Source organism: Apolloniradiicaulis salifontis, from assembly GCF_053756655.1.
The window spans coordinates 97,874-123,043 of record NZ_CM132387.1; the positions used below are offsets into that span (position 1 = coordinate 97,874).

The 25,170-nt window shown below is 64.4% G+C and carries 26 protein-coding genes, 1 tRNA gene and 1 pseudogene; 12 read left to right on the top strand and 16 right to left on the bottom strand.

The genetic code is table 11. The features are described from left to right. Positions 1-5 precede the first annotated feature (5 nt). The 5 genes from ACWCOP_RS00460 to ACWCOP_RS00480 all read left to right on the top strand — a co-directional run bounded on the left by ACWCOP_RS00460 (position 6) and on the right by ACWCOP_RS00480 (position 5,527). Complete coding sequence (locus ACWCOP_RS00460; protein WP_478249243.1) at positions 6-620, top strand: hypothetical protein; 615 nt, start codon at positions 6-8, stop codon at positions 618-620. Between the two features lie 113 nt (positions 621-733). After that, on the top strand, positions 734-1,336 hold the full coding sequence (locus ACWCOP_RS00465) for a hypothetical protein (RefSeq protein WP_478249245.1): 603 nt from the start codon (positions 734-736) through the stop codon (positions 1,334-1,336). After that, complete coding sequence (locus ACWCOP_RS00470) at positions 1,329-2,984, top strand: primase-helicase family protein (protein WP_478249247.1); 1,656 nt, start codon at positions 1,329-1,331, stop codon at positions 2,982-2,984. Before ACWCOP_RS00465 ends, ACWCOP_RS00470 begins: the two co-directional genes overlap by 8 nt. Before the next feature lie 113 nt (positions 2,985-3,097). Next, complete coding sequence (locus ACWCOP_RS00475; protein WP_478249249.1) at positions 3,098-3,487, top strand: hypothetical protein; 390 nt, start codon at positions 3,098-3,100, stop codon at positions 3,485-3,487. A gap of 195 nt (positions 3,488-3,682) precedes the next feature. After that, complete coding sequence (locus tag ACWCOP_RS00480; RefSeq protein ID WP_478249250.1) at positions 3,683-5,527, top strand: DEAD/DEAH box helicase; 1,845 nt, start codon at positions 3,683-3,685, stop codon at positions 5,525-5,527. Positions 5,528-5,544: 17 nt separating this feature from the next. On the opposite strand, the gene ACWCOP_RS00485 is transcribed toward ACWCOP_RS00480, so the two are convergent. Beyond that, a complete protein-coding gene (locus ACWCOP_RS00485) occupies positions 5,545-6,735 on the bottom strand; it encodes a tyrosine-type recombinase/integrase (protein ID WP_478249252.1) in 1,191 nt (396 codons plus the stop codon). Between the two features lie 83 nt (positions 6,736-6,818). Then, positions 6,819-6,905: transfer RNA gene (locus ACWCOP_RS00490), tRNA-Leu, on the bottom strand. A 222-nt stretch (positions 6,906-7,127) separates the two neighbouring features. Between ACWCOP_RS00490 and ACWCOP_RS00495 the strand changes: the two genes are divergently transcribed. Then, positions 7,128-8,111, top strand: a complete 984-nt coding sequence (locus ACWCOP_RS00495; protein ID WP_478249253.1) for a complex I NDUFA9 subunit family protein — start codon at positions 7,128-7,130, stop codon at positions 8,109-8,111. A 26-nt stretch (positions 8,112-8,137) separates the two neighbouring features. Next, positions 8,138-8,689, top strand: coding sequence for an ATP-dependent protease subunit HslV (hslV, locus tag ACWCOP_RS00500; RefSeq protein ID WP_478249254.1), 552 nt, complete (start codon positions 8,138-8,140; stop codon positions 8,687-8,689). A 47-nt stretch (positions 8,690-8,736) separates the two neighbouring features. Here the strand turns inward: hslV and rph are convergent, their stop codons facing one another. Then, entirely contained in the window at positions 8,737-9,453 is a 717-nt protein-coding gene (gene rph, locus ACWCOP_RS00505) for a ribonuclease PH (RefSeq protein ID WP_478249255.1), read from the bottom strand. A gap of 122 nt (positions 9,454-9,575) precedes the next feature. On the opposite strand from rph, the gene hrcA reads away from it, so the two are divergent. Both hrcA and grpE read left to right on the top strand, forming a co-directional pair. Further along, the gene (hrcA, locus tag ACWCOP_RS00510) at positions 9,576-10,643 is read left to right on the top strand and encodes a heat-inducible transcriptional repressor HrcA (RefSeq protein WP_478249256.1); all 1,068 of its coding nucleotides are present in this window, start codon (positions 9,576-9,578) and stop codon (positions 10,641-10,643) included. Positions 10,644-10,683: 40 nt separating this feature from the next. Continuing rightward, positions 10,684-11,403, top strand: a complete 720-nt coding sequence (gene grpE, locus ACWCOP_RS00515) for a nucleotide exchange factor GrpE (protein WP_478249257.1) — start codon at positions 10,684-10,686, stop codon at positions 11,401-11,403. Between the two features lie 81 nt (positions 11,404-11,484). Here the strand turns inward: grpE and ACWCOP_RS00520 are convergent, their stop codons facing one another. From ACWCOP_RS00520 to ACWCOP_RS00530, 3 genes are all read right to left on the bottom strand, one after another. Then, positions 11,485-11,847 carry a YMGG-like glycine zipper-containing protein gene (locus ACWCOP_RS00520; protein ID WP_478249258.1) on the bottom strand — a complete coding sequence of 121 codons (363 nt, stop codon included), beginning with the start codon at positions 11,845-11,847 and terminating at the stop codon, positions 11,485-11,487. 99 nt (positions 11,848-11,946) lie between these two features. Further along, positions 11,947-13,539 (bottom strand): PAS domain-containing hybrid sensor histidine kinase/response regulator, encoded by a 1,593-nt coding sequence (locus tag ACWCOP_RS00525; RefSeq protein ID WP_478249260.1) that lies wholly within the window; start codon positions 13,537-13,539, stop codon positions 11,947-11,949. Between the two features lie 106 nt (positions 13,540-13,645). Continuing rightward, complete coding sequence (locus tag ACWCOP_RS00530) at positions 13,646-14,278, bottom strand: alpha-ketoglutarate-dependent dioxygenase AlkB family protein (protein ID WP_478249261.1); 633 nt, start codon at positions 14,276-14,278, stop codon at positions 13,646-13,648. A 282-nt stretch (positions 14,279-14,560) separates the two neighbouring features. Here ACWCOP_RS00530 and dnaK point away from each other — a divergent pair, with 282 nt between their 5' ends. The 3 genes from dnaK to dapB all read left to right on the top strand — a co-directional run bounded on the left by dnaK (position 14,561) and on the right by dapB (position 18,884). Further along, positions 14,561-16,489, top strand: a complete 1,929-nt coding sequence (gene dnaK, locus ACWCOP_RS00535) for a molecular chaperone DnaK (protein WP_478249263.1) — start codon at positions 14,561-14,563, stop codon at positions 16,487-16,489. A gap of 294 nt (positions 16,490-16,783) precedes the next feature. Beyond that, positions 16,784-17,968: a molecular chaperone DnaJ gene (dnaJ, locus tag ACWCOP_RS00540; RefSeq protein ID WP_478249265.1), complete on the top strand. Its 1,185-nt coding sequence runs from the start codon at positions 16,784-16,786 to the stop codon at positions 17,966-17,968. A gap of 100 nt (positions 17,969-18,068) precedes the next feature. Continuing rightward, positions 18,069-18,884: a 4-hydroxy-tetrahydrodipicolinate reductase gene (gene dapB / locus ACWCOP_RS00545; RefSeq protein ID WP_478249266.1), complete on the top strand. Its 816-nt coding sequence runs from the start codon at positions 18,069-18,071 to the stop codon at positions 18,882-18,884. 51 nt (positions 18,885-18,935) lie between these two features. Here dapB and ACWCOP_RS00550 read toward each other — a convergent pair whose 3' ends face one another. From ACWCOP_RS00550 to ACWCOP_RS00595, 10 genes and pseudogenes are all read right to left on the bottom strand, one after another. After that, a complete protein-coding gene (locus ACWCOP_RS00550) occupies positions 18,936-19,241 on the bottom strand; it encodes a hypothetical protein (protein ID WP_478249267.1) in 306 nt (101 codons plus the stop codon). A 121-nt stretch (positions 19,242-19,362) separates the two neighbouring features. Next, positions 19,363-19,842, bottom strand: a complete 480-nt coding sequence (locus ACWCOP_RS00555; protein ID WP_478249268.1) for a VOC family protein — start codon at positions 19,840-19,842, stop codon at positions 19,363-19,365. A 44-nt stretch (positions 19,843-19,886) separates the two neighbouring features. Then, positions 19,887-20,438 carry a hypothetical protein gene (locus ACWCOP_RS00560; RefSeq protein ID WP_478249270.1) on the bottom strand — a complete coding sequence of 184 codons (552 nt, stop codon included), beginning with the start codon at positions 20,436-20,438 and terminating at the stop codon, positions 19,887-19,889. A 34-nt stretch (positions 20,439-20,472) separates the two neighbouring features. Continuing rightward, a complete protein-coding gene (locus tag ACWCOP_RS00565; protein ID WP_478249271.1) occupies positions 20,473-21,330 on the bottom strand; it encodes a methylated-DNA--[protein]-cysteine S-methyltransferase in 858 nt (285 codons plus the stop codon). Between the two features lie 20 nt (positions 21,331-21,350). Further along, positions 21,351-21,947 carry a DUF2244 domain-containing protein gene (locus ACWCOP_RS00570; RefSeq protein WP_478249273.1) on the bottom strand — a complete coding sequence of 199 codons (597 nt, stop codon included), beginning with the start codon at positions 21,945-21,947 and terminating at the stop codon, positions 21,351-21,353. A gap of 21 nt (positions 21,948-21,968) precedes the next feature. Further along, positions 21,969-22,418 carry a dUTP diphosphatase gene (dut, locus tag ACWCOP_RS00575; protein WP_478249274.1) on the bottom strand — a complete coding sequence of 150 codons (450 nt, stop codon included), beginning with the start codon at positions 22,416-22,418 and terminating at the stop codon, positions 21,969-21,971. Positions 22,419-22,569: 151 nt separating this feature from the next. Next, positions 22,570-23,058, bottom strand: a complete 489-nt coding sequence (locus ACWCOP_RS00580) for a hypothetical protein (protein ID WP_478249275.1) — start codon at positions 23,056-23,058, stop codon at positions 22,570-22,572. Positions 23,059-23,151: 93 nt separating this feature from the next. Beyond that, positions 23,152-24,332: pseudogene (gene coaBC, locus ACWCOP_RS00585) on the bottom strand (bifunctional phosphopantothenoylcysteine decarboxylase/phosphopantothenate--cysteine ligase CoaBC). 66 nt (positions 24,333-24,398) lie between these two features. After that, positions 24,399-24,836 (bottom strand): type II toxin-antitoxin system death-on-curing family toxin, encoded by a 438-nt coding sequence (locus ACWCOP_RS00590; protein WP_478249276.1) that lies wholly within the window; start codon positions 24,834-24,836, stop codon positions 24,399-24,401. Further along, the gene (locus ACWCOP_RS00595; protein WP_478249277.1) at positions 24,833-25,114 is read right to left on the bottom strand and encodes an AbrB/MazE/SpoVT family DNA-binding domain-containing protein; all 282 of its coding nucleotides are present in this window, start codon (positions 25,112-25,114) and stop codon (positions 24,833-24,835) included. Before ACWCOP_RS00595 ends, ACWCOP_RS00590 begins: the two co-directional genes overlap by 4 nt. Positions 25,115-25,170 lie beyond the last annotated feature (56 nt).

The window sequence follows — 25,170 nt, forward strand, 5'->3', positions numbered from 1 at the left end:
CAACCATGCCAATTCTACCGCCGCCGAGCCGGATCACGCTCTTTGAGGCGCTTTCCGATCTGATCAAACCCGAATTTCACGATGAGGCTAAAGAGGCGCTCATGAGACTCGCGTCGGCCGGCGATATCGAAGTCCGCGGTTGTTTCGTTGAGCTGTCCCCTCCTCATCACCAGCTAGACGAAGAGATAAGACCAATAAAGCATCACGAGGATGTCATTCACCCCGGCGAGCTGGCAGCGGCTGATTGGTATTGGGATCAAAGTCGGTTGAGCTTTGAAACAGTGAGCCGTGACTTACCAGAACCGCGCAACCAATGGTACTCCGATGTTGGCTTTGCCCGTGAAAAACTGGAAGAACTTTTAGGTGCTGCATACCGGGAGCCGCGAAAGTCCGAGCCAAACAAACCAGGCCCTAAAGAAAACTCCAAGTGGAATGAGATCCTAGAGATTGCAAAAGATCTGTCGCGGAATCACCAATTCGAAAGCGCCGAAAATTTCTACGACGTGATACGGGATCGCGCCGAGGAAATGGGCCATTGGGCTCCAAAGTCAAATACGAGCTTCAAGAACCGATTCAATTTTGTGGCGCTTGCACGCCAGTCGCTGCGGCTGTCAGATTAGTCAGAATTGTCAGTGACTAGACAGTGACGAGCTCTGTTTCTCTGACACGGGGGTAATCCTTTTCTGTGTGCTCCGCGCCGATTGGGCGTGAAGCAACAGAAAGGCTTTTGCCTGTGTCCTATCTGACCAATCTCTATCGCGGTGCTCCCGCGGATCACCTCCTCGCTATCTGGAGCAAGACGCTCGGCATCACCGAGTTTAATTCCACCGCCGATCTCGACCGCGCCGAAGAGCGGCTCATTGAGCTCAGCTCGTACGGCGACGTTTACTTCGGCTGGTGCCCGCTGATGCGCCGGCCGGCGGGACGCGGCACGGCCCAGGATGTCGGCTCGTCGCCGGGCATCATGTTCGACGCCGACCTCTTCAGCGACGATCCAAAGGTCCACAAGCAGAGCGCGCTTCCCCGCACGTTGGGTGAGGTGGTTACGTGGCTGGACGAAGCCGGGATCGAGCGGCCGACGCAGATCCGGTCTTCCGGGAACGGCCTCTATCTCGACTGGCTGCATCCTCAGCCCGCAGTCTTCACGACAGACGCCAATCGTGAGGCTTACGCCAAGGCGACGAGGGACTTCCACGCCGCTTTGCGTAAGTCCGCGCTCGAACGCCGCGGCTGGCGCTTTGACAACACCAGTGACCTCGCCCGCGTCACCCGCATGCCGGGGACCCTCAACCACAAGACCACTCCCCCAAAGCCCGTGGAGATCATCAATGTCTAAGCACTACACGATCGAAGAACTGCACCTTATCGTCGAGACCATCATCGGGCCGTCCAAGCCGAGACAGCTGATGCTGTTCAGCGAGACTGAAGTGGTCGACAACGAGCCTCAGGATGTTCCGTTCACCAACATCCAGCGCGGCTGTAAGGCTGCGCACCACCTGACAGAGACGGCGGCCCACCATGTGTATGACCAGTGGGTCGCCCTCGCCCAGCTCTTCAACCGCATTAAAAACGGCCGTCAGCTGTTTCATCAGATCAGCTCGGCTTACTCTAACTATGACTACACCGAAGCCGACCGAAAATTCGACGAGGCCCGCCATCATATGAAGCCGCCGACTTGCCGGCGCATGGACGAGGTCACGGGAGGCGAGGCGTGCAGGGGATGCGCGTTCTTCGGGACGGTTAACAGCCCGATGGCTCTCCCGCATCTGCCGGACGCAGTGGTCGAGATTATGAGTCAATATGTGGCGGTCGTTAATCCGCCGCTGTTTGCGCACGTGGAAACCGGCGAACGCTACACCGACAAATCCTTTGAGCAGAAGTTCAGCCACTTGTCGCCGAAGTCGAAGATCACGACGCTGATCGTGAAATCGAGGTTCGCCGGAAAGGTGGAGAGCATCGTCTACCGTCCTGGACAGCCGACCGGGATCCTCCTCGAGAATGGCACGCGCGTGCTGAACATCTGGCGGGATACCGGGATCGAACCGGTGCACGGGAACTATGGCAAGATCTACCAGCACCTGACCTACCTGCTCCCTGACCCCGTAGAGCGTGAGCACGTGATCGACTACTTCGCTCATCTGGTTCAGAAACCGGGCGTGAAAATTAAGCATGTCATTCTGATTATCGGTGGTCAGGGGATCGGCAAGTCGGCGATTGGTCTTCTCCTCAAGCTCCTCGTTGGCAGCGAAAACGCTAAGGAAGTTGGGCCTTCCGAGGCGGAAGACCGCTTCAAGGCGCGCTGGGGGAATCTGCAAGTCCTGATTTTTGAGGAGCTTATGGCAACTGATCGTCTTAAGTTCTACAATGAGCTGAAGGACTGGATCACCAACGAGACGGCGACGGCCGAAGAGAAGCATATCCAGGCCTACAAGGCGGCGACGCCGCGCGGGTTTTTGGCTTTCTCTAATGAGCAGATCCCGACACGCCTTGCTACTGACGACCGGCGCTTCTTCGTTGTCCGCTCCGAAATGACCCCGCAGCCCGCGGCCTACTACGATGAGCTCTTCGAAGCGATCAACGGGATGGAAGCGGGTGCGTTCAAGGATCACCTTTTGAACCGCGACATCAGCGGGTTCAGGCCCGATGCCCGCCCGCCGATGACCGCTGCAAAGGCCGACCTTATCGCGGATACCCGAGCTCCGATCGAAACAAAGATCGAGGCGCTCATCGAGGCGGAGCAAGGCGTGTTTTCCAAGGATCTGGTGACCCTCGAAGCGGTTGGTTTTGCCGCCCATGATTACGGCGAGCGCAAGCCGTCGCACGCTGCCGTCGGCGCTGCGTTGCGGTCGCTGGGCCATAAACCTTACCCGACCCAGGTCCGCCTCCATGACGGGACACGACCCCGCCTCTGGGTCATCCGCGACCACGTTAAGTGGCTGCAGGCTGATCCCGAGGAGATCCGGAAGGAATTGATCCGCAGCTAGTCGAGAAATCGGGGTGTCACAGTTCCCACTGTCACACCCCGATTTTTCTTATTATAATACCATTCTTCTTCTCATGAAGAATATTTGAGGTGAGACAGTGAGTTGTGAGACAGATGAAACTAAAAAAAGAGGCTTCCGCTCGCTCTGCAGAGCTGAACCTCACGCCTTGGGACGTGCTTTCCAGCCGCGAGCTTGCGGCTCTGCTAGGTGTCTCGATCCAGGTCTTAGCCAACTGGCGGATTCGCGATTCCGGCCCCGCCCCAGCGCCCGCCGAATGCTTTCGCGGCAATCGCACCTACTACCCAATCTATGAAATCGAAGCGTGGAGACGCGGCATTCAGCCGTGGGAGGTAATGCGGGATTGGCTGCGGGAGCGGTACATCTTCCCCAAGCCGCTAGACACCGAGGAGCGGACCTGGAAGGTCGCGCGCCAGCTTCAAGGCTGGAACATCTACCCGCTACGGCATCGACCACGAAAGCCGGTCCCGCTGCCGGTGAAATAGTACTGAAATTTTCAGACCGCCCCCGATGTGTATGCGGCCCTAGCGGCGCGCCGTTCGCTTTGCACGTTGGAAAAATTGTGGTGCCCCTAAACAGGTACTGGTTTACACGATTACAATTTTAGAAAGATAGACTAAGGGGAGTGGATGTATGCGAATTTGTTGGTGGGTGCCGCAATTGCGCCTGTGGAGTCAAACGTGATCGAGCAGGATGGCGCGAGTGCTAAAAGGCCCCTCGACTTAGGAAGTCGCAAGATTATCGACGCGCTGCGCAGCGAGCGCGATCACGTCGCAAAAGGCCTAGGCTATGTTGTTGCAAGTGCGAGGCGGAGCGGTATCCACATCGTTATTTTGATTGTACCAAAGCCGGGAAGGGCGTCGCAAGCAATCGATGAAAATTTGGAGGGCGCGCGTGCGGTTTGGGGCGAAGACATTAGCCAAGGTCGGGCTGAGGTTTTTTTCGTCGATGCCGACGAAGGCGTTCTAACGCTTCGATTTTGCCAGGGGGAGCCGCCAGAGGCGGGGACCTCAATTCACTTATTTCAGCGTGACTTCATCACGCCGATCCTGGATCTCTGGTCTGCCGACGAGATCCGGCTGAAGGCAATGGCAGCTCTATCAAGGCCAAATCGGTCAGCGTCATCGGCTGAAACGGCTCCATTACCTGCGGAGTATGATGTCCTAAGGTCCGGACAGTCAAAAGCGGTGCAGGCGCATGCCGAGCCGGCACATCTACTCATTGGGCCTCCAGGAACGGGTAAGACCTACACTGTTGGAGCATTGATCGCTCGCATGATCACTCGCCATAGCGCCGCGCGGGTTATTTTGTTGGGCCCAACGAATACCGCGGTTGACGGGGCACTACTGTCAGTAGCGGGTTGGTGTCAGAGGCTCGGGAGGTCAGAGCTTCTTCCGTCAATGAAGCGCCTTGGAACAAGGTTCGACATAAATCGATACAGCGACCACCAGGACCTCCTAGCTCCTGGGGTTTATGAAGCAGGAGTGAAGCTGGCGCTCTTGGAGGCTGATGAGCCTTCAAAAAAGGATGTTGAAGCTTACGCGGCCTGGAAGTCAGCTGTCGAGGCGGCGCGGAAAGATCTGCGGGCAGAGGTCGAGTCAATATCTCATCACGCTCGGGTCGTTGGTCTTACAACAGCGAGCGCGGTTCAATGGTATTCCATTCTTCGGGCGCAGCAGTGGCACTTCCTAGTCTGCGACGAAGCGAGTCAGATACCGCTTCCGACTGCGTTGGCCGTGGCTACCCTCAGCGGCCGGGGATATTTTTCTGGTGATCCCAATCAGCTCGCCCCCGTTGTTCAGTCGAGAGAGCCGTCCGTCCAGAGGGCCCTAGCTCGTACGATCTTCGAAGGTTGGTCCAATGCGCCGTCGACATTGCTCGACGAACAGTCGCGGATGGCGGTCGGAATCTGCCAAACTGTTTCCAGCACCTTTTACGAGTCGAGACTTAAGGTCTGTGAGCGGGCTCGATGTGATGCGATTTGGAAGCACGAGCGAAGCTCCCATTTTATAAACGGCCGAGAGGTTCCGCGGGTACTTATCGAGCGTATCGAAGCTGATTCAACATGGTCAAAGAAGTACGGCGGCATGATCCGGTTGGAGTCCGCCATGGTGGTGCGCGACGTCGTGGACGAATTCTGCGGCTCGTACACAGATGTGGATGAGATTTTGGTGCTAACTCCATTCAGAGCTCAACGCGCTCTATTGAAGCGCCTCCTGATGGGTGGCGAAGCGCGACGGGTCAAAGTGAGCACGGTGCATAGGTCGCAGGGAGCCGAGGCTTCGATCGTTGTTTTCGACCCGGTCGATGCCGCGGGGAGCTTTCTAAATTCCGATAATGGCCGCCGCCTTATTAACGTAGCCGCCTCACGAGCGAAAACGCATCTTGTTATGACGCTGTCATCAAAAGACCTAGAAAATCGCTGGGTTAATTCAATTGACGCAATGAGCAAGTTGCTAAATAGGCCAGGAAAATTCTTGCACCCTTTCAAGATAAGTCGATCACCTTTTCACCGGACATTGTGACGTCGGTTACCTGCTTTTCAACTGAATTTGTTCGAGAGCGCAAAAAGGTGGATTTCTGCTTCAATCAGTGACAGCCGGATCCGTCCCAGCGCCACCCGCTTCGCTCCGTAGCGATCGGTCATCGTTCGAGGCGCATGGCCTAGCACCGCCTGCTGGACCTCGAATGAGGCGTCAGTAAGCCGAAGCGCCTCTTCCATCGTGTGCCGGAACGAGTAGGCGGTAAACTCACGCTGGGCTGGCACACCAGCTGCGCGAAGCGCCTTGTTGAGACGAGCTGATAGTGTGCCGGTCGCGTGGCAGTTGGGCGGAAAGAGGGGACCTGTATCGCAATGCTCTCTAAGCTCTTTCGCAGCCGCCAAGGCGTCTCCGATCAATGGTAGGACGCGCTGGGAGCTACGCGTCTTCAGACCCCGGTTGGCGTTCGGCCTTATGCTGACAGACGGTATTTCGCCGACGAGATTGAGGTCAGAGGCTTCCAGGCCGCCGATTTCCAGGGGCCTCGCTCCAGTCAGTCGGATGAGGCGGATCAGCTGTCCGGTCGGTTTCTTTCCGGCGCCGCTTTGGAGCCAGGCGTCGATGGCCTTGAGGTGATCGCGCTCGAAGGGAAGCCGATAACCGCCCTCTTCAGCTCCAGCGATGCGCGCCGAGCGGAATGGATTGATCCCGGCGAAATCGGCTTCCTCCGCCGCGAGGCTGAAGATCGCTTTCATGGCCCCGATGCGCCGCCGGATCGTGGTCCCGGACTGGCCCCGCTTGGTTCGCAAGAGATCGACCCAGCGCCGAACGTCGGAGCGGCTGATCTCGAAGATGCGCTTTTCGCCGATCATCGCCTTGAACTGGTCGACAGCCACCTGCTCCGGCTTGCGCAGGCACGTAAGGCCGCGGTCCGCCTGATACGCTCTCACCGCGTCGTCTATCGTGAGGAGCGTCGCCTTGTTCTGATCCGGATACAGGGCTGCCAGAGCGGCCTCGAGGAGACTGGAGCTTACGGGGAGGCCGCGCTCAAGCCGGGCAAGCGCCTCGTCTGTGGCCTCGGTAAGGACCCGCAGCTCGAGGCGAATGCGGGAGCTGTCTGCGGTTTCCCGCCCCAGCGCCCGTTTCCATTCATGGAAGCCGGTGCGATCTCGGAAGCGCGCTGGAACGCGCCGACGGAAAAACAGCGTGCCGTTACGTTCTGTCAGAAAAGGGATTTGGGAAGGGCCGACCATCTCTTGTGTACCTCGCGGTGTACCAAGAGACCGGCTCAAAACCCCCAAGCCATTGTTCCATCTCACGCTTTTAGCGCAAGCTGTGGTGCCCAGGAGAAGACTCGAACTTCCACTTCCTTTCGGAAACCAGCACCTGAAGCTGGCGCGTCTACCAATTCCGCCACCTGGGCAGGTGTGGGAGCGCGGGTGATAGTGCGCCGGGCCGTGCCCTGTCAACGGCCAGGCGCGGGTCATGTGCATTGCAATGTGTATCGGGGGGTACACGCCGCGCTTCGCCTGCATGGACAGGGGCGGGGTTTTTTGGTCTATCGGCGCGCACTCCCTATATCAGCCCGTGACGCCTTTGATAGGGCGATGCGGCGTCGCCGCTATTTTCAAAGATGAGGCCGACCATGCAATTGCGCGACGAGATGATCACCGTGTTCGGGGCGTCCGGCTTCATCGGACACTATGTGGTGCGCCGCCTGGCCAAGGCCGGCTACCGGGTGCGCGCGGCCACGCGCCGCCCCCATCTGGCGGGTGATCTGCGCCCCATGGGCGTGGTGGGCCAGATCCAGCTGGTGCAGGCTAATCTGAAAGATCGCGCCTCGGTGGAGCGCGCGGTGGACGGCGCCCACGGGGTGATCAATCTGGTGGGCATTCTGGCCGAGGACGGCAAGCAGAGCTTTGACGCGCTGCAGTCCAAGGGCGCCGGGCTGATCGCCGAGGCCGCCAAGGCCGCCGGGATCGAGCGCATGGTGCAGATCTCCGCCATCGGCGCCGATGCGGACTCGAAATCGAAATACGCGAGGACCAAGGCGCTGGGCGAACAGGCCGTGCAGGCGGCGATTCCCGGCGCGGTGATCCTTCGCCCCTCCATCGTGTTCGGCCCGGAAGACCAGTTCTTCAACAAATTCGCCGACATGGCGCGCTTCGCGCCGGCCCTGCCCCTGATCGGCGGCGGCAAGACGAAGTTTCAGCCGGTCTATTGCGACGATGTGGCCGAATGCGCGGTGAAGGCGCTGGAGATGGATGAGGCGCGCGGGCGCACCTATGAGCTGGGCGGGCCGGGGATCTACACCTTCAAGGAGATCCTCGAATTCATCATGGCGACCACGCGCCGCCAGCGGATTCTGCTGCCGATTCCCTTCCTGGCCGCCGGCGGCATGGGCCTGATGGGCGAGCTCACCGGCAAACTGCCCTTCGTGCAGCCCTTCCTGACCCGCGATCAGGTGAAATTGCTCAAGACCGACAATGTGGTGGGCGAAACCGGCAAGGATTTCGGGACGATCAAGGATTTCGGCGTGGAGCGTGAGAGCATCGAATCCATCGTGCCCGCCTATCTGGAACGCTATCGCAAAGGCGGCCAGTTCGCCGAAGAAAACGAGCGCAATTAGGTCAAGCCCTTAGAAAGGCCCGTGACATGAGCAGCGAAGAGCCGAAATTTCCCGGCTGGCGCGGCACCACGATTTTATGCGTGCGCAAGTCCGGCAAGGTGGCCCTGGCCGGTGACGGCCAGGTCTCCATCGGCAACACCGTGATGAAGGCCACCGCCAAAAAGGTGCGCCCGCTGGCCGGCGGCAAGGTGATCGCCGGCTTCGCCGGCGCCACCGCCGACGCCTTTGCTCTATTCGAGCGCCTGGAAGGCAAGCTGGAGACCCATTCCGGTCAGCTGGCGCGCTCCTGCGTGGAGCTGGCCAAGGACTGGCGCACCGACCGCTATATGCGCCGGCTGGAGGCCATGCTCATCGTCGCCGACAAGGATGAGAGCTTCGTGCTCACCGGCGCCGGCGACGTGCTGGAGCCCGAAGACGGCATCGCCGCCATCGGCTCGGGCGGCAATTACGCCCTCGCCGCGGCGCGCGCCCTGATGGAGTATGAGGACGAGGCCGAGACCATCGCCCGCAAGGCCATGAAGGTCGCCAGCGATATCTGCATCTACTCCAACAATAATCTCACCATCGAGACGCTTTAGCCGGCGGACTCGCCGCCGGCTGAAGATCGTCGGGCTTTATGCGCGCTTCAGCCCTTCAGGGCGGCGGTCTGCCTGGCGCAGAGCTCGGACACGCCCTTGCGGGCCAGCGCGAAGAGCTGGTCGAACTGTTCGGGGGCCATGGGGCGGTCCTCGGCGGTGGCCTGCACCTCGATGACGCCGCCTTGAGCGCTGAGCACGAAATTGGCGTCGGTCTGGGCGATCCGGTCTTCCTCGTATTCCAGATCCAGGCGCGCCTCGCCGGAGATCAGCCCGCAGCTCACGGCGGCGAGCTGGGCGTGGACCGGGTCGGTCTTGATGACCTCTTCCTCCAGCAGATAGCCCACCGCCTGCTTCAGGGCGAGCCAGGCGCCGGTGATGGACGCGGTGCGCGTGCCGCCGTCGGCCTGCAGCACGTCGCAATCAATCAGGATCTGACGCTCGCCCAGGGCTTTGAGATCGATGCAGGCGCGCAAGGACCGCCCGATCAGGCGCTGGATCTCCTGGGTGCGGCCGGAGACCTTGCCGCCGGTCACCTCGCGCCTTGTGCGCGTATGGGTGGCGCGCGGCAGCATGGAATACTCCGCCGTCACCCAGCCCTTGCCCTGACCGCGCAGCCAGGGCGGGGTGTGATCGTCGACGCTGGCGGTGCACAGCACATGGGTATTCCCGCACTTCACGAGGCAGGACCCCTCGGCGTAGGGGTTGAACCCCATTTCAAAGCGAATGTCGCGAAGGGCGTCGGGCTGGCGGCCATCGGGGCGCATGGGGGATCTCCTGAACACTGTTGCTGGCCTTGCTACTCTGATCCGCGCGCCGGTCAAGCCGGGCGGGGCGGCGCCAGCGGGGCGCATTGCTAAGGCGGGCCGACGCGACTACCTCTTGAGGCATGGACGACCCACTCCGCCCGGTTACCGGATTACAGGCTCTGGATGCGCGCTCGCGCCGGCTGTTTCGCGAGCTGGTGGAGACGTATCTGGCCACCGGCGAGCCGGTGGGCTCTCGCACCCTGTCGAAAACCAGCGGACTGACCCTGTCGCCGGCCTCCATCCGCAACACCATGGCTGATCTGGCGCAAGCCGGGCTTCTGAGCGCGCCCCACGCCTCGGCCGGGCGCATGCCCACCCATGCCGGGCTTCGCCTGTTCGTGGACGGGCTGTTGCAGATCGGCGATCTGGACAGCGAGGAGCGCCGCGATATCGAGGACCGGGTGAGCGCCGCCGGGCGCCGGCCGGAAGAAGTTCTGTCAGAAGCCTCCGCGCTTCTGTCGGGCCTGGCCGGAGGCGCCGGCCTTGTGGCGAGCGCGGAAGCCGATGCGCCGCTGCGCCATGTGGAGTTCGTCAATCTGTCGCCCACCGAAATCCTCGCCGTTCTGGTGAGCGAGGACGGCGGGGTGGAGAACCGGCTCATGCGCGCGCCTGTCGGGCTGCCGCCGGCTGCGCTCATAGAGGCGGGCAATTATCTTTCCTCCCGGCTGCGCGGGCGCACCCTGGCTGAAGCTCTGAAAGAAATCGCCGAGGAGATCGCCAGCAAGCGCGCTCAGCTCGACGGCGCCGCGTCCAGCCTCGTGGAGCAGGGCCTGGCGGACTGGGGCGGACCGGAAAGCCGCACCCTCATCGTGCGCGGTCAGGGCCGCCTTCTTGAAGCGGTGCAGGCGGCCGAGGATCTGGAGCGCGTGCGTCTGCTGTTTGACGATATCGAGCGCAAGGAGGGCCTTCTGGCGCTGCTGGACGAAGCGCGGTCGGGCAAGGGCGTGCGCCTGTTCATCGGGTCTGAAAACCCGCTGTTCTCGCTGTCCGGCTCCAGCGTCATCGTCGCCCCCTATCGCAACCGCGACAACCGGATCATCGGCGCGCTGGGCGTCATCGGGCCGACCCGGCTGAACTATGCGCGCGTCATTCCGCTGGTGGATTACACCGCCCAGGTGGTGGGCAAGCTGATCGCCGGCGGGCGATGACCCCTTGACCTTTTGACCCATCGACTTGATCTAGCCTCCCATGACCCAGGATAACGCAAAACCCGACACCAATCCCGACGCCGCCACCGCGGCGTCCCCCGAGAGCGAGGCTGCGCGCACCGGCGCGGACGCGCCGCTGGGCGAAGACGAGCAGCCCGATTCGCTCGAGGCGGAACGCCGGGGCGATGATTTCGCCGAGGCGGCGCCCGAACCCGATCCGGACGCCCAGCTCGCCGAGGCCCGCGACAAGCTCCTGCGCGCCTACGCGGAGATGGAGAACACCAAGAAGCGCGCCCAGCGTGACGTGAAGGATGCGCGCGAATACGCCGTCACCGGCTTTGCGCGCGACATGCTGGACGTGGCTGACAATCTGGCCCGTGCGCTTGCGAGCATCGACGGCGACGCCAAGCGGAGCGCCGGACCGGCCTTCGCCACGCTGATCGAAGGCGTCGAGCTCACCGAACGCCGCCTGGTCGCGACGCTGGAGCGCCACGGCGTCAAGAAGGTCGAGCCGAGCCCCGGCGACCCGTTCAACGCCAATCACCATCAGGCCGCCGCACAGGTGCCAGCCGACCAGCCCAAGGGCGCCGTGGCCCATGTGATGCAGCCTGGCTATGTCATCGGCGAGCGCACCCTGCGCGCCGCCATGGTGGTGGTCAGCGCCGGTCCCGCTGAAGGCGGCGGCGGTCAGGGCAAATCCCAGGACAAGCCGGATGCGCCTCAGAGCGGCGCGGGCGGCGGCGTGGATGTGAGCGCTTAAAGGCGCGCACACACTTCAAGGCATAAAAAAGGGCGGCCCCGTCGGAGCCGCCCTTTTCATGTCTGCCGGGCGTTTGAGGCCCTAGCGGCGCGCGGCGGTGCGCGCCTCGCCGTTCTGCCACCAGGTGGAGCCGTTGCGGTAGTCTTCATACCAGTAGCGGCCCGAATACTGATCGTAATACAGCTCGGAATGGTTGGGATTGTTGGCGTTATGCCCACAGCCGCCGGGGCGGTTGCAGCCCACCACGGCGCCGGCGGCGCCGCCGAGGCCCGCGCCGATCAGCGCGCCGGTCTGGGCGTTGCCGGACCCGACATTATTGCCGATGACCGCGCCCGCGAGCGCGCCGGCGCCGGCGCCGATGGCGGCGCCCTGGACGCCCTGATTGGTGGCGCACGCGCTCAAGGCGAGCGGCGCGGCGGCGAGTAGAACGAGCTTGCGGAACATGGCGAACTCCCTTGAAAAGCAACGGGACGGACCCCTGCGGTCCGTTACATGGCGGTTATCAGAAACCATCGAGGCTGAATTGAGGCTGAACGAGATCGGCTATCGCGCCGTGCGCTCGCAAAGCCTTGCGGCCACCGCCACCATCTGATCGAGAACCACCGGCTTGGCCAGATAGTCGTCGGCGCCCGCCGCCAGAGCTGCTTCTCGCGCGCCGGCCATGGCGTGGGCGGTGACCATGAGGATGGGAATATCGCGTACCGGCGGGCCCATGGCGCGGATGAGACGAATCGCCTCCTCGCCGTTCAAACCCGGCATCTCCCGGTCCATGATGACCAGATCGAAGGCCTCGCTCTGCAGCCGTTTCAGAGCCGGCTCGGCGCGGGCTTCCGAGCTGACCCGCCAGCCATGCAGGACCAACGCCTCTTCAGCCACCTCGCGATTGACCGGATTGTCCTCCACCAGAAGGGCGTGGCGCGCCGGTGACGGCGCGGCCTCGCTTGCACCGGCCGTCCGGGGCGGCGGCGTTACAACCGGGTCGGCGGTGATCAACGGCAGGATCACGCGGAACACCGCGCCGCCTTCGGGTGCGTCATCCACCTCCAGCGCGCCGCCGGCCAGAGCGGCCAATTCGTTTGCGATGGCGAGACCCAGCCCGACGCCCTCATGGTCGCGCGACAAGGACGCCTCACCCTGGCGGAAGCGTTCGAATATCGCCGCGCGCAGGGAGGGGGGTACGCCGGGTCCTGTATCGCGAACCTCAAAGACCATGGACGGGCCGCGGGCCGAATCCCGATTTTGATCCCGAAGCCGATCCCCGGCTCGATCCTCGACTCTGGAGGCGATCACCACGGAGCCGCTCATCGTGAACTTGGCTGCATTGCCGGCGAGATTCACGAGAATCTGACGGGTGCGGCGCGGATCGGCCATGAAGGGCGTGTCCGCACCGTCGCCGGGCTCGATTCGAAGGGTCAGCCCCTTCTGGACGCAGACGCCGCGGACCGCCTCGCCGGCCTGCTCCACCATCTCGCGCGCCGTCAACGGTTCGGGCGACAGGCTGAGCTGTCCGGCCTCGACCCGTGAAAGATCCAGCACGTCTTCTATGAGGCCCAGCAAGGATCGGCCGGACGCCAGAATGGTGTCCACCGCACGGCGCTGGCGTTCATCCAGGTCGGTGAAGGACAGCACCTGGGCCATGCCCAGCACGCCGTTCAGAGGGGTGCGGATTTCATGGCTCATATTGGCCAGAAACTCCGATTTCAGCCGGTTGGCCGAGCGCGCCTCGTCGCGCGCCTGGCGCAGGGCTTCGGCCTGTTCGACCCGGTCGGTGACGTCGCGCTGAACCGCGAGCCAGTAACAATACCAGCCGCTGGAATCCGCGACCGGCTTGATGTCGAGCTCGATCCAGAAGGGCTCGCCGTCCTTGGTGTAATTCTTGAGGATCTGGCGCACCGGGCGCCAGGCCTTCAGAGCCGCGCTGATGGTGGCCAGCGCTTCGCGGTTCACATCCGCGCCTTGCAGAATGCGAGGCGTTTTGCCGATCACGTCGTCGAGCGTGTAGCCGGTGGTGCGTGTGAACGCTTCGTTGACCCAGACGATGCGCGGGCCAGGAAGGTCGACCGGCTCGGCTTCCGTGATCAGAACCGAATCGAGCACATGGTCACCAAGCGTGGCCACTAGGGTCTTCAAATCCATGGCGGCGCCTTGCTGAACGTGTTCATCAATAGTGACGACGTTACGATGACTTCGCGGTTTGCGCCATATCCGGCCTGCATCGCGCCTGTAGCTCCTCGCCGCCGCCTCACGGCGTGACGCGGCGCAAGGTGAGATTGATGCGCCCCGGCCGCCAGCTTTCCGGCAGAAGCGTGGACGTGCCGGGATAGATCCTGTCCACCCCGTGATGACAGGCCCGCGCCGCGCCGCCCAGAACCACCACGTCGCCGGAGTTCAGGATGAAGGAGGCGGTCGGGTCCCTGCGCGACGGGCCGCCCAGACGAAAGCGCGCCCAGTCGCCCAGCGAGACGGAAACCACCGGAGCATTCACCGCTCTTTCGTCATTGTCCACGTGAAGGCCCATGCGCGCGTCCGGACCGTACCAGTTCACAAGGCAAGCCTCGGGCGGATCGGGCCAGCCGGCGACCTCGTCCCACAGGTCCAGCAGCGTTGCGGGCATCGCCGGCCAGGGCTCGCCGGTGACCGGATGGGCGGGCTCATAGCGATAACCCCTGTCCTTGTCGGTCATCCAGCCCAGAGGCCCGAAATTGGTCATGCGCACAGACAGCGGCTTGCCGGTGCGCGGCATGGCGGGTTGGTAGAGCGGGCTCTCGGCGATCCCGGCCAGCACGGCGTTCACAAGCGACGCCTGCTCGGGCCGGCGCAGGCGTTCAGGCAGCAGCTTGAAGCCGGCGGGCGGGGTGAAGCGTGTGGAGGGCATGGAGAACCGTGTGGCGCAAGGGTCGCCAAAGCCTAACCGCGCACGGCGGTGAGGAAAACGATTCTCCTGTTCGCCCTTGCGCGCCCCCGCTCGCCTTCCTAAATCGCCACGTGACGCGCAAGGACATAAAGTCCGCGTGAAATTTTGAGATTTGCTCCGGGCTCGTCCCGGCCGTTTTGTGCAGTAACAGACGTCAAGTCGGGGGGCGGCCCTCGCATCGCCGGAGCGCTTCGGGCCCCGGCCATCCGCCCGCCCCGCCGGAACAAGGAGACTGAAGACACCATGAGCAAGGTTATCGGAATCGACCTCGGGACCACCAATAGCTGCGTCGCGGTCATGGACGGCGACGGCGCGAAGGTGATCGAAAACGCCGAAGGGATGCGCACCACACCCTCCGTGGTCGCTTTCACCGAAGACGGCGAGCGCCTGATCGGCCAGCCGGCCAAGCGCCAGGCGGTGACCAACCCCGACCACACCTTCTTCGCCATCAAGCGCCTAATCGGGCGCACCATGGCCGATCCGACGGTGAAAAAAGACAAGGACATGGTGCCTTACGCCATCGTCGAGGGCGCCAATGGCGACGCTTGGGTTCAGGGCCGCGACAAGAAGTACGCGCCTAGCGAAATCTCCGCCTTCATCCTCCAGAAGATGAAGGAGACCGCCGAGAGCTATCTGGGTGAGAAGGTCGAGAAGGCCGTCATCACGGTTCCGGCCTATTTCAACGATGCCCAGCGTCAGGCCACCAAGGACGCCGGCAAGATCGCCGGGCTGGAAGTGCTGCGCATCATCAACGAGCCCACCGCGGCCGCGCTCGCCTACGGCCTGGACAAGGGCGATAACCGCACCATCGTGGTTTACGACCTGGGCGGCGGCACGTTCGACGTTTCGGTTCTGGAGATCGGCGACGGCGTCTTCGAGGTGAAGGCCACCAATGGCGACACCTTCCTGGGCGGCGAAGACTTTGACCTGCGCATCGTTGAATACTTCGCCGACGAGTTCAAAAAGGACCAGGGCATTGATCTGCGCAAGGACAAGCTGGCGCTCCAGCGCCTGCGCGAAGAGGCCGAAAAGGCCAAGAAGGAACTGTCCAGCGCCACCTCCTATGAGGTGAACCTGCCCTTCATCACCGCCGACGCGTCTGGTCCCAAACACCTGAACATGAAGCTGTCGCGCGCCAAGCTGGAAAGCCTGGTGGAAGACCTGGTCAAGCGCACGATCGATCCGTGCAAGGCGGCCCTGAAAGACGCCGGCGTGTCGGCCTCCGACATTGACGACGTTGTTCTGGTGGGCGGCATGACCCGCATGCCCAAAGTCCAGGAAGCCGTGAAAGGCTTCTTCGGCCGTGAGCCGCACAAGGGCGTGAACCCCGACGAGGTTGTGGCCATGGGCGCCGCGATTCAGGCCGGTGTTCTCCAGGGCGATGTGAAAGACGTGCTGCTGCTGGACGTGACCCCGCTTTCGCTGGGGATCGAGACGCTGGGCGGCGTGTTCACGCGCCTCATTGATCGCAACACGACGATCCCGACCAAGAAGTCGCAGACCTTCTCCACCGCCGACGACAACCAGACCGCCGTGACGATCCGGGTGTTCCAGGGCGAGCGCGAGATGGCAGCCGACAACAAGATGCTCGGCCAGTTCGATCTTGTCGGCATCCCGCCGGCCCCGCGCGGCATGCCGCAGATCGAGGTGACCTTCGACATCGACGCCAACGGCATCGTCAACGTGTCGGCCAAGGACCAGGCCACCGGCAAGGAGCAGGTGATCCGCATCCAGGCCTCGGGCGGCCTGTCGGACGCCGACATCGACCAGATGGTCAAGGACGCCGAGGCCAACGCGGACTCCGATAAAAAGCGCCGCGCGCTGGTGGACGCCAAGAACACCGCTGAGGCGCTGGTCCACCAGACCAACTCCCAGGTCACCGAGTTCGGCGACAAGCTGAACCCGGCCGACAGGGAAGCGATCGAAACCGCGGTCAAGGAGCTGGAGGAGGTCAAGGACGGCGAAGACGTCGAGGCGATCCAGCAGAAATCCCAGGCCCTTCAACAGGCCGTCATGAAGCTGGGCGAGGCGATGTACGCCGCCCAGCAGTCCGGGGGCGAAGCGCCCCAGGGCGGTGAAGGCGCATCCAACGACGACGAGGGCGTCGTCGACGCGGAATTCACCGAGGTGAAGGACGATGACGGCGACAGCGACACGAAGAAAAGCGCTTAAGCACGCGGTCTCGTGATAACGCGGCCCCGTCCCGACCCCCGGGGCGGGGCCGCATCGCTTCGGCCGGGCCTGGCGCCCGGAGAAGCGTTTGGACCATGAAGGCTCGCGTCATCCTCGCTCCCTCCCCAAACGGGGCAGGGTCGGGGTGGGGGGCGCGATCGCCAGCCATTGCGGGTCCGGATCCGGACCGCCTCACCCCACCCCGGCTCTCTCCCGACATGGGGAGGGGGATACTCAAGACACCCGCCGCCCATGGCGACCGGGCGATGGGCCGAACGGGATGTGTACCGACCAATGAGCAAGCGCGACTATTACGACGTCCTGGGCGTGGACAAGGGTGCGGACGCGAAGGCGGTCAAGAGCGCCTATCGCAAGCTCGCCATGCAATACCACCCGGATAAAAATCCCGGCGACGCCGAGGCCGAGGCCAAGTTCAAGGAGGTGGGTGAGGCCTATTCGGTGCTGTCCGACGCCGACAAGCGCGCCGCCTATGACCGCATGGGCCACGCCGCGTTCAGCCAGGGCGGTGGCGGCGGGCAGGGTCCGTTCGGCCAGGGCGGCTTCGGCGGCGGTTCGGCGGCCGACTTCGCCGACATCTTCGAGCAGGTCTTCGGCGACGCCTTCGGCCGGGGCCGGGGCGCGCGCGGCGGCGCCGGTCGCCGCGCCGGGCCGGCGCGCGGCTCTGATCTTCGCTATGATATGGAAATCACGCTGGAAGAGGCGTTCCACGGCAAGGATTCCGAAATCCGCATCCCTACGACGGTCTCCTGTGAGCGTTGCGGCGGCGACGGCGCGGAACCGGGCACCGGCGTGACCACGTGCGAGACCTGTTCGGGCGCGGGCCGGATCCGGCGCACCCAGGGGTTTTTCACCATGGAGCAGGCCTGCCCCACTTGCGGCGGGCGGGGCCAGTACGTGGAGACGCCCTGTCAGGAGTGCGACGGCGCGGGCCGTGTGCGCAAGATGCGCGATCTGCGTATCCAGATTCCCGCCGGCGTGGAGGACGGCATGCGAATCCGCCTGGCCGGAGAGGGCGAGGCGGGCGCGCGCGGCGGGCCGCGCGGCGATCTCTACATTTTCATCTCGGTGCTGCCCCACGAGCTGTTCGAGCGCGACGGTCCCAATCTCTATTGCCGGGCGCCGGTGCCCATGGTCACCGCCGCGCTGGGCGGCGAGATCGACGCACCCACCATCGAGGGCGGCAAGGTGAAGATCACCATCCCTGACGGCTCCCAGACCGGCGAGCGTATGCGCCTGCGCCACAAGGGCATGAGCAAGGTGAACACGGGCGGCGCGCGCGGCGACATGTTCGTGGAGCTGTTCGTCGAGACTCCGCGCAAGCTTACCGAGCGCCAGCGCGAGATCCTGCGCGAGTTCTGCGACATCTCCGGCGACGGTTGCAATCCGGAGAGCGACGGCTTTTTCAAGAAGGTCAAACGTTTCTGGAACGACGTGCGCGGTGACGACGAGGCGGTGTAGGGGGTCTTAAAAAATGTGTTCAGCGCCGTCTTGGTGAGCGCGACGCGTTACCGCTTTCTTCACTACGATCAGGCGACAAGCGAAGCGAAGGAGCGCGCTTATGTCTGATATAAAACTTCGCGCCGCGGTGTGCGGTGTGTCCGGCCGGCTGGGGCGGACCATCGCCCATCAGCTGATCAGCCGCGGCGACACGACGCTGACCGGTGGTATGGTGAGCCAGGACAGCGTGCACCTGGGCGCCGATCTTGGCGAGCTCGCCGAAAAGGGCTTTTTCGGCGTTGAAGCGGTGGTGGCCCTCACCGAAGCGGTGGCGGAGGCGAACGTTCTCATCGACGTGTCCGCGCCGGCGGTGGCCGCGGCGGTGGCCGAGCGGCTGGCGGAGCGCGGCGGGGTCGGGCTGGTGACCGGCACCACGGGGCTGGACGCCGATCAGCAGGCTCGGCTCGAGGCTGCGGCGCAATCCATCCCGGTGCTTCAGGCAAGTAACTTCTCCCTCGGCGTAGCGGTGGTGGAGCGCCTTGTGGCTGAGGCCGCCCGGGCGCTGAGCGCCGACAAGTTCGATCTGGAGATCGTGGAGACCCATCACAAGCGCAAGGCGGATTCGCCGTCCGGCACCGCAATCAGCCTGGGCAAGGCGGCGGCTGCGGCGCGCGGCGATCGGTTTGAGGCGGTGGCGCAGTTTGACCGCCCGCGCACCGGCGGCTCGCGGCCCATGGGTACGATCGGGTTTGCGTCGCTGCGCGGCGGCGGCGTTGTGGGCGAGCACGAAGCGCGCTTTCTCTCCGCCTTTGAAGAAGTGACGGTGACCCATCGCGCCTTTGACCGCTTCCTGTTCGCGCGCGGCGCGGTGGAGGCGGCGCTCTGGCTGAAAGATCGCCAGCCTGGGCTTTATTCCATGCAGGACGTGCTGGGATAAGCGATGCGGCGCGCAGCACCGCTGCGTGAGGTGCGACTCGGCGCGGGTCTGCTACGCCGTGCCGAATAATTCCAGCTGGCGGGCGTTCATCTCCGGGTCGCGGTCAGGGCCGCGCTGCGGATTGCGCGCCAGGGTGCGTGTAGGCGGCGGGGCCACCATGGCGTTGGTCTGGCTCACTGACAGTCCCAGATCGCTGGCCTTGGACCGGATCGCCGCATCGGGCCGGCCCAGACGCAGGCTGATCAGGCGCAAGGGCGCGCCGCGGCGCACCATGTCGCGCAGGGCCGCCAGATCGTCGCGCCGCCAGCGCTTGCCGGAATTGCGGGCGTATCCGTCAGAATTCGAGGCGTAAGCCATATCACGCTCCTGTTCCCATCGCGTGAGAACATAAGCGGAACATGGAATCGGGTCAAGTGATGTTCCGCTTGCGTTCTCGTCTATGGTTAACGCAGAGCCGATTCAGCAGGTTCCCGGCGGCCTACCAGCGGCCCTCGTTCTCCATGCTCAGCCACGGCTCTGCGGGCTCCAGCGGCTCGCCCTGCTGCAGGAGTTCGATGGAGATATTGTCGGGGCTTCTAAGGAAGGCCATGCGCCCGTCGCGGGGCGGTCGGGCGATGGTGTAGCCCATGCCCTGCATGCGCGCGCACAAAGCGTAGATATCGGCGACGCGATAGGCGAGATGTCCAAAATTGCGGCCCTCGCCGTATTCTTCGTGGTCCCAGTTATAGGTCAGCTCCACCATGGGCAGGCCGGTGGGCAGCGGACCCTCAAGCGGGGTGGTGACAGGGGTCGTCACGCCGGCCCGGTGGAGGTCATCCGGTGTGGCCAGGAAAACCAGCGTGAAACGGCCTTTTTCACTTTCGGTGCGGCGCACCTCTTCAAAGCCGAGCCCCTCGCAAAAGAAATCAAGGGAAGCTTCAATGTCGGTGATGCGCAGCATGGTGTGCAGGAATTCCATTGCGGGAACGCTCCTTGCGGGATTTAAAAACAGAACGGGGCCGGTCAGGCGCCGGGTTTCGTATCGGGACTTGACTTAGGATCGGGGTCCGGTCGAACGCGGCGCGCCCATTTGGGGCGGGGCCGCCAGCCGGGATCGTTGGGAAGCGGTTCGCCGCGCGCCCGGGCGAGGGCGTGGTGGAACGGCTCCGGCGTCTTGGAATGGGCCAGGCGCGCAAAGATCGCCGCCACCGCCGCCCAGATAAAGCAAAGGGCGAAAAACAGCGAGAACATGTAGACATAGCCGGTATGGCCCGCCCAGGACGGGGCTCCGTTTGCGCGCCAGATCGCGTCATAGCCCAGCGGTACGAGGATCAGCGCCGGCGGGCTCACCAGAAGGGCGGCGGCGGCGCCACCGGCGGCGTAGAGCGCGCCGTGGGGCTGAAAGCTTCGCACGTACAGCGCCACAAACTCGGCCTCGGACACCGAGGCCACCGTGGCGGGCTTGTCCACAAGCCGACTGGCGTATTCGGCCTTTGCGTCACCGCGAAGCGACCGCACCGCCAGCACCCAGCGGGTGAGCGAAGCGACGATGAACAGCGCGACGAGCGCGCCCACGAGATAGAAGCCCTGACCAATCATAGTGAGGTATTTAACCTCTCGCGGCCTCATAAGCGAGCATGCAGCGCTTGCGATTCAGTCCCCAGTGATAACCGGTGAGCCGGCCATCGCCCGAGAGCACCCGGTGACACGGGATCAGAAAGCTCACCGGATTGGCGCCCACCGCCGCGCCCACGGCGCGGCTGGCCTTCGCGGTGCAGACCTCCACCGCGATATCGCGATAGCTCACGGTCTTCGCCGCAGGAATGCGCAGCAGCGCACGCCAGACCTGGCGACGCCAGGGCGTGCCGTAGAGCGCCAGGTCCAACCGGGTCTCGCCGGGGCGGGCGTCAAAAATCCGTTCCGCCCAGCTGGCCGCAAGCCGATCATCCACTTCAAATCGCGCAGAGGGGAAGCGCTCCGTCAGGTCGGCGCGCGCCGCGTCCTCCGCGCCCTCGTCCGCAAACCCCAGGGCGGACAGGCCGCGCGGCGCGATCAGGAACACCCCGGTTCCAAACGGGGTCGCCGCCTCGCCGATTTTGAAGGTGAGGCGCTCGCCGCCGGATTTGGCTTCGCCGGGCGTCACGCCTTCTTCGGCGATGAAGATGTCGTGCAAGCGCGACGGGGCCGAAAGGCCGGTTTCATAGGCGGCGTCCAGAACGCTCGCTCCGTCCACCAAAAGCTTTCGCGCGCTGGCGTGGGTAAGCGCCTGGACCATGCGTTTCGGGCTGGTGCCGGTCCAGCGGGTGAACACGCGTTGGAAATGGTGCGGCGAAAGCCCGGCGGCGCGCGCGGCGGCGTCGAGGTCCGGCTGATCGCGCCAATGCTCGGACAGCCAGGAAATCGCGGCGCCCATACGCGCATAATCGGCGCTGGCGGAGAGTTCGGGAGGAGAGGAGGTGTCGGTCATGGCGGTGACAGTGCCAAGCGTCAGGCCGGGGCGCCACCCGGTTCTTGCGGCGCGCCGCGCCTCGCCTGCACAAGCGCCTCGCCCACGGCGCCGGCCAGAGCCTCGCGCTCTTTCGGGCTGAGCATGGAGCCGATGATCAGGTTGCGGCCCTTGTGGTGAAGGCGGGCCTGCACGTCCGGCTCGCCCTCTCCGGCCAGTTCGACCCTCGTCCATGCAAGCGGCACGCGATAGGCGGTCTGATGGCCGAAAGGCGTGCATCTTGCGACCCGAATCTCGTCATCGGTGACCTTGATGGTCTCTACTCGGCGCGCATCGCGATAGGACCAGCGAAAGGCCAGATACACCACCAGCACGTCAAGGCCGAAAAACCCCAGCACCGGCCAGGCCCCGATCGCCATGAAGGCGGTCCCGGCGATGAAGCTGATCACCCCGACCGCAGCCATCAGCGCGTAGAAGCCGCGATGTCCCAGCGACCGGTGCGGCCGGATTTCCGCGTCCAGATACAGCTGCGCCTCACCGGACAAGGGCGGGGCGGCCGGATCGGACGGCCATGTCTCGTAAGGGCGGCGTTCCATGTTCGACAGGATAGCGCGGCGAGCAGCCGCTTCCAGAGCCACGTGGCGTCTCTAGCCGCGACCTTAGCGCCCAGTGGAGCCGAATCCGGCTGCGCCGCGCGCGGTGTCGCCAAGATCGTCCACTTCGAGCCACTGGACCTGCGTCACCGGCGCCACGACCATCTGGGCGATGCGCTCGCCGCGGGTGACGGTGAAGGGCTCGGGGCCGTGATTGATGAGGTTGACCTTGATCTCGCCGCGATAATCGCTGTCCACGGTGCCCGGCGTGTTGACGCAGCTGATGCCATGGCGCGCGGCCAGGCCCGAGCGGGGCCGAATCTGGGCTTCAAAGCCCTCCGGCAGGGCGATGGAGAGCCCGGTGGGGATGAGCCGCCATTGGCCCGGCGCCAGCACCACCGGCTCGGCGTCCGGCAGGGCGGCGCGCAGATCCATGCCGGCCGCGCCTGCGGTTTCATAACGCGGCAGGGCTAGACCTTTGAAATGGGCGAGCGGTTTGACCTTCAGCGTGACCACGGGCCGAAATCTCCTCAAAAGGCGGGCGAGGCCGGCAGAGTACGAAGATTTCCCGCCGCGTCAGCCTTTAAAGGCGCATGCGTCTGCATCGCGCGGTGCGCGCCCGGCCGACGGGTGGCCGCCAGCCGGGCGCGATGGCCGGGCGCGATGACTAGTCTTCGCTCTCGCTCTGCTCGGCGATATAGGCGTCGAGCGCGGTTTCAGCGTCCGCAAAGGCTTCAAGGGCGCCGGTGATGGCGACGATATCGTCCTCGGTCAGTTCGCCCTGGACGCGGCGAACGAGATATTGCGGCGGGGTCTCTTCGCCCGCCTCATTCATGTCCGCTGCGACGAAGCCGATCGCGAGGACGCGCGCGTCGTCTCCCTCGCCGTCGCGCAGGAAGAGCGGCACGCCGCGATAGCGCACAAGCTCGAAATCATTGGCGTCGGGCACGATCGTGTCGCGCACGCACATGATTCCGGCGGCCTCTTCAGACAAGGGCGGCGGATCCATGAGGCCCGGCCGCGCGGTCTCTTCGCGCAGCTCGTAGCCGCTCATCTCGGTGTACTCAGCGCCGTCGGCGCCGACTTCATAGCATTGCGCCGACGCCGCGCCGGTGAACGCCGCCGCGCCGAACGCGGCCAGAAAAACAGTCTTCATCGATCGTCCATGAGGTTGCTGCAGATAGGCGAAGCGTAACAGGCCAGCCGTTCGGGGCCAAACCGAAGCCGTCACCAGCCGCAGCAAGCAGGGCTAATCGGTGAGAGCGGCGCGGATTTCCGACGCGAGCCGGGCGGCGATTTCAGACTTGGCGGCCCGCTCGATCACCAGCTCGTCATGCTCGCGGATCAGGAGGGCGGCGTTGTGCTCTCCGCCCATGGCGTCGCCGGAAACATCGTTGGCGACGATCCAGTCGCAACCCTTGCGCAGGCGCTTCTCACGGGCAAGCCGCGCCACGTCATGGGTCTCGGCGGCGAAACCCACCACCAGGCGCGGGCGGCGCGGGGCCTGGTGGTTGGCGATCGTCTTGAGAATGTCCGGGTTTTCCACAAGCTCCAGCGATGTCATGGCGCCCTTGTCCAGCTTGAGCTTGCGGTCATGGCTGTGGGCGGGGCGCCAGTCGGCGACGGCGGCCACAGCCACAAACGCGTCGGCGGGCAGCGCGCCCTCGACGCCGGCCAGCATGTCGCGCGCGCTCTCCACACGCACGGTGGTGATGCCGGCCGGATCGTCCAGCGCCACCGGGCCGGTCACCAGCGTGACCTCGAAGCCCTGATCGCGCAGGGCCGCGGCGATGGCGAACCCCTGCTTGCCCGACGAGCGGTTTGACAGGAACCGGACCGGATCCAGGGCCTCCAGCGTGGGCCCGGCGGTGACGATCGCGCGCATCAGTGGTGCTTCAGGGCGGCTTCGATTGCGTCGGCGATGCGCTCCACCTCCGGCAGGCGGCCGGGGCCGAACTCGCCGCAGGCCATCTCGCCCTCATCCGGCTCCATCACGGTGACGCCGCGCCCGCGCAAAGTCTCGACATTCTGCACCGTCGCGGGATGGGTCCACATGCGCACATTCATCGCCGGCGCCATGAGCACCGGCTTGTCGGTGGCCAGCAAGGCGGTGGTGGCCAGATCATCGCAGATCCCGCAGGCGTGCTTGGCCAAGAGATTGGCGGTGGCCGGGCTCACTACGATCAGATCCGCCGAACGCGACAGCTCGATATGGCCCATCTCGGCCTCGTCGGTGAGCGAGAACAGATCGTCATAGACCTTGTCGCCCGACAGCGCCGAGACGCTCATGGGCGTGACGAACTGCTTGGCCGCCGCGGTGAGGATGCAGCGCGAGGCGATGGCGCGCTTCTTCAGCGTCCGGATCAGCTCCAGAGACTTGTAGGCGGCGACGCCGCCGCCGATGATGATAAGAATACGCTTGCCGGTCATGGGCCGCTCCCGCAGGTTCACCCGCCAGTGTGAGACGCTCAGTGTTAGACCCGGCGCGCCCGCCCGTCACCCGCCGCGCTGATCACGGGTGCGTCGGGGGTCCGCCAACCAGCTTTCATCGGCCACGATCCGCGCCCGCGCCCAGTCGGCGAGCCCGTCCTCGTCCAGCGCGCCTGAGGCGAGACTGGTGAATGTGTCCACCAGCGCGCTCTGGGACGCGTCGAGGCGCAACCCGTTGAGAAAGAGCGTGATCAGAAACGCGGCGGCGGCGGCGCGCTTGTTCCCGTCCACCAGCGGATGGTTCCTGGCGAGGCCGAAGGCTAGCGCCGCCGCCAGCGCACAGGCATCCGCCTCATCGCCATAGGCGAGGCGATTCTCGGGCCTGGCGAAGGCGGACTGAAGCAGTCCTTCATCTCGAAACTGCAGCGGCGTGCCCGTCGTCTCGTGGAGGATTTCTCCCAACACGTCGACAAAGCCCGCCCGGTCGGGCAGGCGCGGGCTCATTGGCCAAGCTTTGTCAGGGCGTAGCGATACTGCGCCATGGCCTCGCGGCCCGCCGCAACGGTTAGGTCGTACACACCGCCCTCGGCGGAGATCACGACCCGGCCCTTTTCGGCGCGCACGACCACTGGCGTATCCGGCGACAAGCCCGCAGTATCGAGCGCCTTCCGCGACAGGGTCACGCCATAGCTGTTGCCGGTCTTGCGCAGCTTTCGGGTCTCACGCACGGGCTCGCCGCCGCTGGTTTCATGCTCGAAAGTGTGTCCGGCGCGCTCACGCATGGAACCCTCCATCCATTTGGAGATCTCATATAAGCACAGGCGTGCTTACCGTCAAG

Coding starts and splice junctions, on each gene's coding strand:
- ACWCOP_RS00460 (WP_478249243.1), top strand. CDS start 6: ATGCCAATTCTACCGCCGCCGAGCCGGATCACGCTCTTTGAGGCGCTT.
- ACWCOP_RS00470 (WP_478249247.1), top strand. CDS start 1,329: ATGTCTAAGCACTACACGATCGAAGAACTGCACCTTATCGTCGAGACC.
- ACWCOP_RS00475 (WP_478249249.1), top strand. CDS start 3,098: ATGAAACTAAAAAAAGAGGCTTCCGCTCGCTCTGCAGAGCTGAACCTC.
- ACWCOP_RS00485 (WP_478249252.1), bottom strand. CDS start 6,735: ATGGTCGGCCCTTCCCAAATCCCTTTTCTGACAGAACGTAACGGCACG.
- ACWCOP_RS00495 (WP_478249253.1), top strand. CDS start 7,128: ATGCAATTGCGCGACGAGATGATCACCGTGTTCGGGGCGTCCGGCTTC.
- hslV (WP_478249254.1), top strand. CDS start 8,138: ATGAGCAGCGAAGAGCCGAAATTTCCCGGCTGGCGCGGCACCACGATT.
- rph (WP_478249255.1), bottom strand. CDS start 9,453: ATGCGCCCCGATGGCCGCCAGCCCGACGCCCTTCGCGACATTCGCTTT.
- hrcA (WP_478249256.1), top strand. CDS start 9,576: ATGGACGACCCACTCCGCCCGGTTACCGGATTACAGGCTCTGGATGCG.
- grpE (WP_478249257.1), top strand. CDS start 10,684: ATGACCCAGGATAACGCAAAACCCGACACCAATCCCGACGCCGCCACC.
- ACWCOP_RS00520 (WP_478249258.1), bottom strand. CDS start 11,847: ATGTTCCGCAAGCTCGTTCTACTCGCCGCCGCGCCGCTCGCCTTGAGC.
- ACWCOP_RS00525 (WP_478249260.1), bottom strand. CDS start 13,539: ATGGATTTGAAGACCCTAGTGGCCACGCTTGGTGACCATGTGCTCGAT.
- ACWCOP_RS00530 (WP_478249261.1), bottom strand. CDS start 14,278: ATGCCCTCCACACGCTTCACCCCGCCCGCCGGCTTCAAGCTGCTGCCT.
- dnaK (WP_478249263.1), top strand. CDS start 14,561: ATGAGCAAGGTTATCGGAATCGACCTCGGGACCACCAATAGCTGCGTC.
- dnaJ (WP_478249265.1), top strand. CDS start 16,784: ATGAGCAAGCGCGACTATTACGACGTCCTGGGCGTGGACAAGGGTGCG.
- dapB (WP_478249266.1), top strand. CDS start 18,069: ATGTCTGATATAAAACTTCGCGCCGCGGTGTGCGGTGTGTCCGGCCGG.
- ACWCOP_RS00550 (WP_478249267.1), bottom strand. CDS start 19,241: ATGGCTTACGCCTCGAATTCTGACGGATACGCCCGCAATTCCGGCAAG.
- ACWCOP_RS00555 (WP_478249268.1), bottom strand. CDS start 19,842: ATGGAATTCCTGCACACCATGCTGCGCATCACCGACATTGAAGCTTCC.
- ACWCOP_RS00565 (WP_478249271.1), bottom strand. CDS start 21,330: ATGACCGACACCTCCTCTCCTCCCGAACTCTCCGCCAGCGCCGATTAT.
- ACWCOP_RS00580 (WP_478249275.1), bottom strand. CDS start 23,058: ATGAAGACTGTTTTTCTGGCCGCGTTCGGCGCGGCGGCGTTCACCGGC.
- ACWCOP_RS00590 (WP_478249276.1), bottom strand. CDS start 24,836: ATGAGCCCGCGCCTGCCCGACCGGGCGGGCTTTGTCGACGTGTTGGGA.
- ACWCOP_RS00595 (WP_478249277.1), bottom strand. CDS start 25,114: ATGCGTGAGCGCGCCGGACACACTTTCGAGCATGAAACCAGCGGCGGC.